The sequence below is a fragment of the Clostridia bacterium genome (assembly GCA_026414765.1).
Taxonomy (GTDB): domain Bacteria; phylum Bacillota; class Clostridia; order Acetivibrionales; family DSM-27016; genus SKW86.
Map to the genome: position 1 here is coordinate 95321 of JAOAIJ010000041.1, position 12740 is coordinate 108060.

General features: G+C 43.5%; 2 protein-coding genes (1 of these 2 cut by a window edge). Both read left to right on the forward strand.

Features of this window, described 5'->3' with window-relative positions; genetic code table 11:
• Positions 1-4827, forward strand: partial view of an SDR family NAD(P)-dependent oxidoreductase gene (locus tag N3I35_15275; GenBank protein MCX8131440.1) — the 3' end only. The gene continues 14499 nt to the left of window position 1, outside the view; 4827 of the gene's 19326 nt are visible here — the last part of the coding sequence; its start codon lies beyond the left edge, outside the window; the stop codon is at positions 4825-4827.
• Positions 4824-12740, forward strand: coding sequence for an SDR family NAD(P)-dependent oxidoreductase (locus N3I35_15280; GenBank protein MCX8131441.1), 7917 nt, complete (start codon positions 4824-4826; stop codon positions 12738-12740). The genes N3I35_15275 and N3I35_15280 overlap by 4 nt, the downstream gene beginning before the upstream one ends.

The window sequence follows — 12740 nt, forward strand, 5'->3', positions numbered from 1 at the left end:
AAACAGTATAACGGCAGGGTAGGAGTCTTTGCAGGGATAACCAAAACGGGCTTTGATTTATACGGCGCTGATTTATGCAAACAGGGAGAAAATATGCTCCCTCATACCTCATTCAGCTCTGTGGCAAACCGTATTTCTTACCTGCTGGATTTAAAGGGACCAAGCATGCCGGTTGACACCATGTGTTCCTCGTCGTTAACTGCAATCCATGAAGCCTGTGAGCATATTCTGCTGGGAGAATGCGATTTAGCCATTGCCGGGGGTGTAAACCTGTATCTTCATCCTTCAAGCTATATAAAACTTTGTGGGGCGCAGATGCTGTCCGCCAGCGGAGCGTGCAAGAGTTTTGGAAAGGGCGGCGACGGATTTGTTCCGGGTGAGGGGGTAGGCTGCGTATTACTGAAGCGGCTGTCTCAGGCAGTAAAAGACCGGGATCATATATATGCAGTTATCAAAGGTTCAAATATTAATCATGGGGGTAAAACCAACGGCTATACAGTTCCCAATCCTAATGCACAAGCTGAGCTGATATCAAGGGCATTGGAGAAATCAGGGGTAAATGCCCGGACAGTCAGTTACATTGAAGCTCACGGCACAGGTACTGAACTTGGAGACCCCATAGAAATAACCGGATTAAGCCAGGCTTTCCGCAAGGATACAGATGACACGGGGTATTGCAGCATCGGTTCGGTAAAATCAAACATCGGTCATCTTGAAGCTGCGGCAGGAATTGCCGGATTGATAAAAGTCGTACTGCAAATGAAACATCAGAAGCTGGTGCCGAGCTTGCATGCAAGAGAGCTTAATCCTAACATTAATTTCACCAAAACTCCGTTTGTACTCCAACACGAACTCACCGAGTGGAAGCGGCCGGTAATTGATACTAACCAGGGAAAAAGGGAATATCCGAGAGTTGCCGGTATATCATCATTTGGCGCTGGAGGGGCAAATGCCCACCTGGTAATAGAAGAATATATCCCGCATGATTCCGGACAGTCTCTACATAGGATTACTCCGGAAAATCCAGCTGTTATTGTACTGTCGGCAAGGAACGAGGACCGTCTAAAAGAACAGGTACGGCGGTTGCTGGCGGCTATAGGGGAGCAGCAGCTTTCAGATGCTCAACTGTCCGATATCGCCTACACCCTCCAGGTGGGGCGTGAAGCCATGGAGGTACGTTTGGCTGTAATAGCGGTTTCAATAACAGAACTTGCCGGAAAACTGGCAGGATTTATTGAAAATAGGGATTGTATTGATGATTTATTCTATGATAATGCCAGAAAGAGCAAGGAGACCCTGTCGGTTTTTGCAGGAGATGATGCACTGGTGAAAATTGTAGACTATTGGATTACAGACAGGAAGTATAGCAAACTGGCAGAACTGTGGGTGAAGGGGATTAACTTCGACTGGAACCGTATCTACGGTGAGATTAAGCCAAAACGGATCAGTTTGCCTACTTATCCTTTTGAAAGGAAAGTCTACTGGCTGCAGTCAAGAGATAATAAAACCGCTGCAAATGCCATATCTGCAGCTGCAGACATAAAACGGAAGATATGTTATTTTACAAAGCAGTGGGAACCCTGCATATCAGAAAAAAAGGATGATTTTGACGGTTCTATTATAATACTTTCATCCCAGGAAAGCAGGGGTTTGGCAGACCGGCTTGCGAAGCTTTTTTCAGATGCCCGTGTTTTAGATGTATGCGATCTTGGATTACAGCTTAACCAAACTTATGTAAAATGGGACAAATGCGGCGCTGTTATTGACCTGACAGGCTGCGGCAAAAATAAGGAACTGGAATTCAACGACTGGATTTTATGGCTTCAGCAGCTGATAGAGCATAGAAATGGCAACGGTCTAAAGCTTTTATGCATAACAAAGGGGTTAGAAGCTTTTGAAAATACAGATGTCAACTTGGCAGGTGCGTTAAGGACAGGTTTGTACCGCATGCTGTCAAAGGAATATTCCAGGCTGCAATCAAGGCATATTGATGCGGAAAGCACTATTGACGATATGGACCTGGCAAAACTTATTACAGATGAGCTGTCGGTAAATACTGATGAAGCGGAAATTTGCTACCGTATGGGGAAACGGTATAAGGCGTGTCTTAAGGAATATCACGAAAATGAAGAGGTTCAAGGGATTAACCGGACTGATACCATGCCTGAAAACCATGTGCTGCTTGTAACAGGCGGAACCCGTGGGGTTGGTTATCTCTGTGCTGAATATTTTGTAAAACACAAAGGAGTCAGGCGACTGGTTCTGACAGGGAAGACAGAACTTCCGCCCCGCCAGGAATGGGATTCATATATTTGCGAGCATGGATTAACCGCCCGGAAAATCCGGGATATAAAAGCCCTTGAGTCCCTTGGGGCCAAAGTGCAGGTACTATCATTGGATTTAACGGATGAAGCTGCTGTAAAACAATCCATAAAGGACATAAAAAAGACCATGGGTCCAATCGGTGGAGTAATACACTGTGCAGGTATTATTGATAATGAGAACCCGGCATTTATCCGCAAACCCATTGATGGGATCAGAAAGGTGCTGGCTCCAAAAGTTGATGGTCTGGATATACTATACAGTTGTCTGGAAGAGGAACCTGTTGATTTCTTTGCACTCTTCTCGTCCGTATCAGCAGTAATTCCGGCACTGGCGGCGGGCCAGAGCGATTATGCAATGGCTAACGCATATATGGATTACTTTGCCGGGGAGAAAAAATGTAAACCCCATATTGTAAGCATCCAGTGGCCTCTATGGAAGGAGACTGGTATGGGGCAGGGCGTTGAAAGCAAGCCTTATAAACAGGCAGGACTTCTGAGTCTTACCAATGCAGAGGGATTGCACATGCTGGACCATATCTTGAGCCGGAGGATTGGACCTACAGTTTTACCGGCTGTGATAATTGAGGAGCTATGGGAACGGCGGGGAATAACAGAGGGCAAGTTTGAAAAGTCTTTTGACATCTCCCCGAAAAGAGCTGATATACCTTGTCAGGTCAGTATCTCCGATTCCTTTAACGATCAGGAATCTACTGATAATGCAATGCAAAAATGGCTGGCTTTACTGATTTCTCAGGAATTACACATTGACCCTTCAAGTTTGGATTTGGATACGCCATTTCATGAATACGGTATGGATTCTATCCTGTTAGCCCAGGTTATCAGAAAAATGGAGCAAAAACTGGATAATAAGGCGATAGAACCCTCAGCCCTGTTGGAATTTCCGACTATCAGAGAACTGGCCCGTTTTTTTGCAAAAACTTACCCGGAAGCATTTACAGCTTCAGTTGATGTTCCGTTAAGAAAAGAGGGGAAGGCACCGGAAACTTTCGATATGCAGATACCGTTAACCCGGATGAAAGCTGAAGAAATGCCGGGGGAAACGAGGGAGTCTGACTATGGCAAGGTTGCGGTTATCGGAATAGCCTGTCATTTTCCTCAGGCAGCGGATATCAGTGAGTATTGGGAAAATTTGAGATCAGCAAAGAATTGCATCACCGAAGTACCAAAGTCACGTTGGGATTGGGAAAAATACTATGAGCCTCAAGGCTATAAAGTAGGAAAAAGTATTTCCAACCGGGGTGGTTTTATATCCGGCATAGAAGATTTTGACCCAAAATTCTTTAAAATACCGGAAGCTTTAGCTCCTCAAATTGACCCACTTCAGAGACAATGGCTGGAGGTAAGCAGCGAGGCATTAGCTGATGCAGGCTACAGTAAGGAAGATTTATGGGGTAAGCAGGTAGGGGTTTTTGCCGGTTCCAGAGTGGGATCTTTTGCAGGTAAAATAGGCAAGGATGAGAAAATTGCAGTTGTGGGAACCGGACAAAATTTTATAGCCTCACATTTATCCCACATTTACAATTTCAGAGGCCCGAATATGGTTATCGATACAGCCTGCTCGAGTTCATTGACCGCTATTCACCTTGCGGTAAAGAGCATCCGGAATAATGAATCGGAGATTGCTTTAGCCGGGGGTGTTGATATTTTACTTGATGAAACACCGTTTCTTGCTTTAAGCTCCGCAGAAATCCTGTCTCCGGACGGGTGCTGTAAACCTTTTAATCACGAAGCTAATGGAATCGGTATCGGTGAAGGCTGCGGCGTGCTGGTTTTGAAGTCCTATAAAAGAGCTCTTGAAGATAAAAATAAAATCTATGGGGTTATCGAAGGAACAGCAATAAATAATGATGGAAATACCATGGGCATCACCACACCAAACCCGGAAGTTCAGCAAAAGCTTATTGAAGCAGCTATAGCCGATGCAAATATCAATCCGGAAACCATCACTTATGTGGAGGCTCACGGAACGGGAACACTAATCGGAGACCCAATTGAATTAAAAGCTTTAACAAGTGTTTTGTCCAAATACTCTGCAAAAAAACAGTATTGCGGTGTAGGAAGCGTCAAAGGCAATATAGGTCATTTGCTAAGCGCTGCGGGAGCCGCCGGTATTATTAAAGTGCTGTTGGCCTTAGCACATGAAGAAATTCCTCCAACGTTATACTGTGACAGGCCGAATCCCCGGTTTAATTTTGATAAATCACCTCTCTATCTGCCTGGGAAAGTTACCAGATGGACGGGTGATAATAATATACTACGGGCCGGGGTCAGCGCTTTTGGGTTAGGGGGAAACAATGCACATATCATTCTGAGCAATGAAGGAATACCTGATTCATGCAAGGCATCCCTGACCCCAAGAGGTCCTAAAGCAGTATTCAACAGAAAAAGGTATTGGCCTGAAAAGTTGCACCCAGACTTAACTGGTGACAGCAATATAGATGAATTTGATGAGATCTTTGACATAGTGGAGGTGAGAAGATGAGCGATAAGGAGAAGCAAAGCAGGATGTTTCTGCAAAAGATAAAAAACAGCAACTATATTGTCCGTGACCATCGGGTACATGGCGTTCGTGTTCTCCCCGGTGTTACTCTGCTGGATATGGTTTATAGATTGTCAAAGGCTGCTGTCGGTACCCAGTCTATCGAGCTTAGGAATATTGTATTCAAGAAACCGGTTGTTACATCAGAAGAATTTGATGCCGATGTATTTGTTTCATTTGAAGCGATGGATTCCTGCTGGAGGGTGGAGATTACCAGTCAAAAGCAAAAAAACGATAACCCGGTTGGAGCGGATCAGGATGAGAACATGGAGTGCATGCTTTATATAAAACCGGACTCTGACTATTCAAAAAAAGTAGATGTAGCGGGTCTGATACACAGTGCAGATCATCAGTTGGATATGGACAGTATATATGCCCCTGCAAGACAAAACGGCATAAGTCATTACGAATTTATGAAAACACTGGGTACTGTATATCAGCGTAATAATGAAGAATTAATGGAATTGCACTTAAGTGAATTGGCAGAAAAGTATCGGAGCAGGTTTTATGCTCATCCGGCTTTTCTGGACGGATCAACCTTTGCCGGCTTAGCCTTCTATGCAAATGGCAGGGAGTTTGAAACGCATAAAATAGAGACACCCTTTATTCCGTTTATGATCAAAAGGTTTTGTATTTATCAGCAGTTACCGGAAAAAATATATGTTTATTCAAGTAGACGGGAAAGTAATGATTCCTCGGCGGAACCGGATATTTTATCGACTGATGTCATTATATGCAACGAGTCCGGTGAAGTTATGGTAGAGTTTGAAAAGCTCGTATACAAACGGGTCAGACAGGCAAATTCAATCACTGATCTGACGGACAAAACTAATGATATACAGGAAGAAGAACAGGGAGCATACACACCCGCTTTCCCGGTAAACTGTGTCAAGGAAGGTGAAAGAGGTTCAAAGCAAGCTCTGATCGGTTATCTGCAAAAAGAAATTGGAAAGATGCTAAAAATAAATCCGGGTGATGTCAGTATAAAGGCAGGTTTTTACGACTTAGGACTGAATTCCACCCAACTGCTGAAGCTTGTCAAAACCCTGGAAAATGAACTTAAGGAAGAGCTGTATCCGACACTTTTGTTTGAATATTCGACTATTGAAGTTTTGGCGGAGTATCTTTTGGAAAACTTCAATACTGATGCTTTGGATTTTAAATTTCAAAAAGATGAGAGTACACAATGCGTTGATAGCTCCGGCAGGACAAATAAGCACAAACTGTTTTTTTATGAACCTGTGTGGCAGAGAAAAGATGTTATTTATCCGCAAAAAACAGGAATCAGAAAAAATAACCACCTGATTGTTCTTTTTGATACTGCTGATTCACTTTACGCATCACTCAAAAACAGTTTTACTACAGCAGATGTTATCAGGCTGGATTCAGACAAGGGAAGTATTTCAGACCGCTTTGAAGACAAATTTCTGCAATTGTTTGAGCTTATACAAAAACAATTAAATCAAAACACCGGTTCCGAACAGCTGGTGCAGGTTATTGCAGATTCAAATGGTACGGGGAGTTACGCTTACGCATTAGGGGCGTTGTTTAAAACTATCTTTTTGGAAAATAGCGGAATGAGGAGCCAGATAATCACTTTTGCCGGAATAAACGCATACCCTGTAAGCACCCTCGCTCAAATCCTTATCAATGAAGCGGATTCTGAATATACAGGGTGTGCAGAGATTCAGTACCGGGGAAATCCACCGGAGAGGTTTGTAAAAGGACTGCAGGAAACACTGCTGCCTGTAAAGAAAGAAATGTCGTATATAAAGGACAACGGAGTTTACGTAATTACAGGTGGAATGGGCGGCCTAGGATTTTTACTGGCTTGCCACATATCCAGAAAATCTAAAATCAAATTAGCTTTATTAGGCCGCTCTGAACCGGATCAGCAAAAAATTCTGCAGCTGGCACAGAATGGAGCAGAGGTAATATATCTTAAAGCAGATGTAAGCAGCTACCCGGAGATGGCTGCAGCTTTTGATAAAATCAGGAGCAGCTTAGGGCCAATAAACGGGGTTTTCCATTGTGCAGGCATACTAAAAGATCAGTTTATTATACATAAAAACAGCGCAGAGATCCGTGAAGTGTTGGCTCCCAAAGTGGGTGGCCTACACCATCTGGATGAGGTAACTAAAAATGACAGATTGGATTTCTTTGTTATCTTTTCATCACTTTCCGCTGTTCTGGGAAATGTAGGGCAGGGGGATTATGCAAGTGCAAACGGGTTTATGGATTGCTTCGGTATGTCCCGTCAAGAGAAAGCTGCCAATGAGAAGCGTTATGGCAAAACCATTACTTTTAACTGGCCGTTATGGCAGGATGGTGGTATGCATATAGACAAAGAACTGGAAGATATGATATATACAACGTCCGGAATAAAACCGCTGCCGACTGAGCTTGGTTTGCAGGCGCTGGATAGCATAATAAGCCTCCAAAAGTCTCAGATTGTTATACTTTACGGGGATGAAAACCAAATCGGCAAGCAAATGCAATCAGCTATGGTTTCAAAGGCTGATACTGTCAAAACAGAACGGGGAAAATCCCGAAGTGTGGATGATATAGCTGTTATAGGGCTGGCTGGCCGTTATCCTATGGCTGATTCAATAGAAAGTTATTACGAAAACCTGAAGCAGGGAAGGGATTGCATTACGGGTTTTCCAAAAGACAGATGGAAGGATTATCAATTCTCCTATGATGTTGAGGAGATCTATAAATATGGGGGGTTTATTGATGATATAGATAAATTTGATCCGCTGTTCTTCAACATGCTCCCCGTTCAGGCCGAAAGGATGGATCCACAAGCCAGGTTGTTTTTGGAGGTAGCCTGGGAGGCATGTGAAGACGCAGGATTTTATCAGGACAGGGCTACCCATAATTACCCGTCATCCGGTAATAAAAGTGTAGGTGTTTTTGCCGGAGTTTTCTGGAGTCATTATGAGTTGTTTGCAGCCGAACTAACTCAGAGGGGAATGCCTGTATCACTAGGCTCAAGCCCGGCTGCCATCCCCAATATTGTATCATATTGTTTGAATTTTCATGGACCATCAATGGCTGTAGACACTATGTGTTCTTCAGCACTGACATCTATTCATCTAGCTTGTGAAAGCATACGCAGAGGCGAATGCGGCTATGCCTTAGCCGGAGGAGTCAATGTTGTAACCCATCCCCATAAATATAACTTTCTATCACAGGCAAACTTTTTATCGTCTGACGGAAGGTGCCGGAGCTTTGGCGAAGGCGGAGACGGATATGTGCCCGGGGAAGGTGTGGGTGCTGTATTGCTTACCAGCCTTGAGGAAGCAGAAAAACAGGGTTACCATATTTACGGCGTTATAAAAGGTTCTGCTTTAAACCATGTGGGAAAGACATCGGGATTGACTGTACCAGACCCTGTTGCCCAGTCTGAGGTTATAGCCCATGCACTGGAAAATGCCGGGGTTGACCCGGCTACGTTGAGCTATATCGAGGCCCATGGGACAGGGACATCCCTCGGGGATCCTATCGAAATCCAAGGACTCAATAAGGCATTCAGTAAATGGACTAAAAGAAAGCAGTATTGTGCGATAGGATCATCGAAGTCCAATATCGGACATCTTGAAGCAGCAGCAGGAATTGCCGGACTTACTAAAGTCCTGCTTCAACTTAAGTATCGAAAGTTATTTCCATCTCTGCACTCCGAAAAGGTGAACCCTTATATTCCTTTTCATGAAACACCGTTTTATTTAGCGGATAGTCTGAAAGAATGGACACTGCCTGAAGAAGCACAAGGAGAAAAAGCCGGTTATCCCAGACGTGCCGGATTAAGCTCCTTTGGGGCAAGTGGCAGCAATGCTTTTATTATAGTGGAAGAGTATTTATCATCAAAGCCTGAACAGTGCCTGAATTCTTCTCGTGACATTAATCCGGCCATTATTACCTTGTCAGCGCGAAATAAAAACAGGCTTAAGGCCTATGTGCAAAAAACTTATGAGTTTCTTAAGAAGTGTCGTGAGCATTCTTTAGAGAAAAAATCAAATACTGCTATTGCTTTGACAGATCTGGCATATACACTTCAGGTTGGCCGGGAAGCTATGGAAGAGCGGCTGGCATTTGTTGTTTCGTCAATCGAAGAATTTGAGGTCAAGCTAAAGGAGGTCATAGAAGGAAAGGCTGGCATTGAAGGTGTATATTCAGGCAGAGTTGAAGCTGGCAGAGTGATTTCAGAAGATGAGGATATTGAGAAATCTATTGAGATTTGGTTAACCCAGAGAAATTATGAAATGTTAGCGCAAATATGGATAAAGGGTAGGGTGGTTGACTGGAATAAACTGTATAGCGGCATTAAGCCTCATAGAATGAGTATGCCAACCTACCCGTTTGCAAAAGAACGCTATTGGATATCAGAAAAAGCTCCGAAACTGGCGGATTCTACCTCTGACTTTATTAAGTCTAAGAAGGAAAATACGTTGAAAAAAGAGGTTTTGCAAAAAAACATTCTGTTAAAGGATTGGGAAGAAAAAAACAAGTCCACTAGTCTTGATATAGCTTCGGGGATTGTTATAGTACTGGAAACCGGAGTAACCCAAAAACTTTCTTGCAGGTTGTTCGAGAACCGGGAAGAAATAAAGGTGATTCATGTTACTCATGGTGCTGGGCAGGCTGATACAGATCCAGGCAGGAACGAAAGGATAATTGCCGATTTTTATTCCGCTGAAGCAGGCAAGGTTATGTATCAGGAAATAAAGGACAGGTGCAGTGCTCATAAGCTTCTTGGTGTAATAGATATCACAGCCTATGATAGTGCATATGAAGAATCTGTTACTATCGAATCCGGGAAAATAGGATTGTTGCAGAAGATAGTCGAGCACTACAGGAACGAAAATCTGGTCTTTTTGCAAGTCACCCATAAACTGCAGCACTTCCAGACTTCAAGCCCCACAATGCAGGGGGCTCGTCTGGCAGGATTATACCGGGTGCTGGGAGCGGAATATAAACAAATATATTCCATAACTGTGGATAGTGACTGTACGCTTGAGGATTATGAAAAACTGCAGAAGCAAATTGAAACAGAATTTTACGGCAGCTACTCAGCTGATTCAGCAGAGTGCTGTTATCGTATAGATAAGCGGTATGAACCGAAACTAATAAAAAATCAAATAGAAAATGACATTTTAAAAGATTCTCTTCAAAAAGAAAGCTTTAATTCCCGCGATGTTATTCTGATTACAGGCGGGTCACGGGGAATCGGAGCATCCATTGCCGAGTATGTTGTTTCTTGTGGCTGCCGGAATCTGGTAATAATAGGACGTGAAAAACTACCGGAAAAATCGGTCTGGAAAGAAATTCTGGTGGATGAAAACAAAAGTGTTTTTGCTGAAAAGATAGGAAAAATGCAGTCCTATATAGAGCAAGGAGTTAATGTTTTATATTATAGTACGCCACTTACCGATGAGGATGGCTTAAGGACTATGGTAGATGAAATCCATCAGCAGGCGGGTGCCATAAGCGGAGTATATCATTGTGCCGGAATGATGAGCAGAAGCCCGGCGTTTTTTAAAAAGGAACTGTCAGACATTGAGTCGGTTTGTGAACCTAAAATGAAAGGCCTTCGTATATTGCACAAGGCAATGGAAAATGAACCGTTAGCCTTTTTTATTCTATTCTCTTCTGTATCGGGTACTATACCCAGGCTGGCAGTGGGCCAAGCCGACTACTCAATGGCAAATGCCTATATGGATTTTTACGCAGCTAATCAAGCATGCCGGAGAAACAGCTGTTTCAAAGCTGTTCAATGGCCTGTATGGGGTGAGACAGGAATGGCCTCCGGAGAAAATGTCACTCCCTCATATACTAAAACCGGTATGGAGCCTCTTTCCACAGAAGACGGGATAACATTCTTGAGTTTTATTAAGAAGGAATCCTATAATGTGTGTCTGCCTTGTGTTACGAATGGAGATAAATTCCGGGATGACTGTCTGCTAAGAATAAAAGAGATTACCGAAGGTACTGCTCATAATGACTCGGGCGCAAATAAAGATGTCGGTTTGCATAAAGATTTGCAGTACTATGTCAGACAGTGGCTGAGGGAACAGTTCATGTCGGAACTAAAGTTATCAGATGATCAATTAGATGAAAACAAGCAGTTTAGCGAATACGGTATTGATTCAATTATCCTTGCTCAACTTGTTCAAACACTGCAATCGGGAGTAGAAAAGAAACTGGAGCCATCATTAATTCTGGAATACGGAACAATCTCGGAGCTGGTGGATTACTTTACTGTACACCACGGAGAAAGTTTCAGGAAAAGGTATGCAGTTAACACAAAAGTTCAGGCAGTAAAAATACCTGAACAGAAGAGGTGTTTGGCAGAAAAAGGTTTTGGCGGGACTACGGATGATATAGCTGTTGTAGGGTTATCATGCAGGTTTCCGGGTGCACCTGCAAAAGAAGACTATTGGCAGCTCCTTACCCGGGGATTATCGGCTATAAAGCCTGTACCGGAGAAACGGTGGCAGCCGAAGAATAACCGGATTGACTATGGTGGATGGCTTGATGATGCTGAGTTGTTTGACGCCGATTTTTTTAGTATAAACGAAAAAGATGCAGAAATAATGGACCCACAGGCAAGAATTATTCTCGAGGAGAGTCTGAAAGCAATCTATGATGCAGGATACCGGCATAAAGATCTGTCAGGAGAAAAAGTAGGAGTTTATATCGGCGGACGTTCACAGTCCAATGCAAAAATTAATGCGGTTTTGAATGCGCCCAATCCGATTTTGGGAACAGGTCAGAACTACATGGCAACAAATATCTCACGGTTTTTTAATTTCAGGGGACCCAGTCTGATCGTTGATACTGCTTGTTCTTCAGGAATCACCAGCATGGTGTTTGCCTCGGATGCCCTGCAAAATCACCGGATTGACATTGCAGTAGCGGGGGCGGTAAGCCTACTGTTGAGCCCTTATTCCCATGAACTTTTTGATGCCCGCAACATTTTAAATAGGGACGGGAAGGTTAATATTTTTGATAAAAACTCCGGTGGAGAAGTTTTAGGTGAAGGCTGCGGTGTAGTCATACTGAAGCGGTACAGCGATGCCGTTAAGGATGGAAATCATATATATGGCGTAATAAAAGCAATTGCAACTAATAACGATGGTCGCACCCTTGGCCCCGGCTCACCTAATATCAATGCTCAGAAGCAGGTATTGCAGGATGCCCTGATGTGCAGTGGCAGGAATGCAGAGGATATTGGTTATATTGAAGTAAACGGCGGTGGTTCACCTGTGGTTGATTCAGTAGAAATAAAAGCACTATCAGATATTTACCATTTGGATGATCTTTCTTTATCAGAATGTTATGCAGGTTCAATAAAACCAAATGTCGGACATTTACTGCTGGCATCCGGAATGGCAGGTTTTATCCGCTGTCTGCTCAGTGTTCATTATAAACAGATTCCTCCATTTCTGTCAGCTTTGGAGCCTTTTGATTATTATGATTTTACTTCATCCCGGATCCGCTTTAACCGGGAAACGATAGAATGGGAGACAGCACCAGGCAAGAAGCGGATTGCTGCCCAAAGTTCATTTCCAGATGGGGGTACAAACTGCCATATCATTATAGAGGAGTTTGTGCCGGGTGGAAACTATATGCAGCGGTATTATCCTCAAAAGTGTCCGGAACTGCAAAAGAGAAGTTTTCCACTGTCAGCGGCATCATCCCCGGAAGCTCTGCCTACTCCGAAACATGAGCCGGAGTATTGTAATGGAACAGATCTTAACAGTATCATTCAAAAATTTGTTATAGAGCCGGCTAAAGGAACTGGACAGGAATCCCATATACCTGTTGGGACATTCTGGGGAGAAGTAAAATAA

Excerpts from the sequence above, each read along its gene's own strand:
- N3I35_15280 (MCX8131441.1), top strand. The coding sequence starts at position 4,824 with ATGAGCGATAAGGAGAAGCAAAGCAGGATGTTTCTGCAAAAGATAAAA.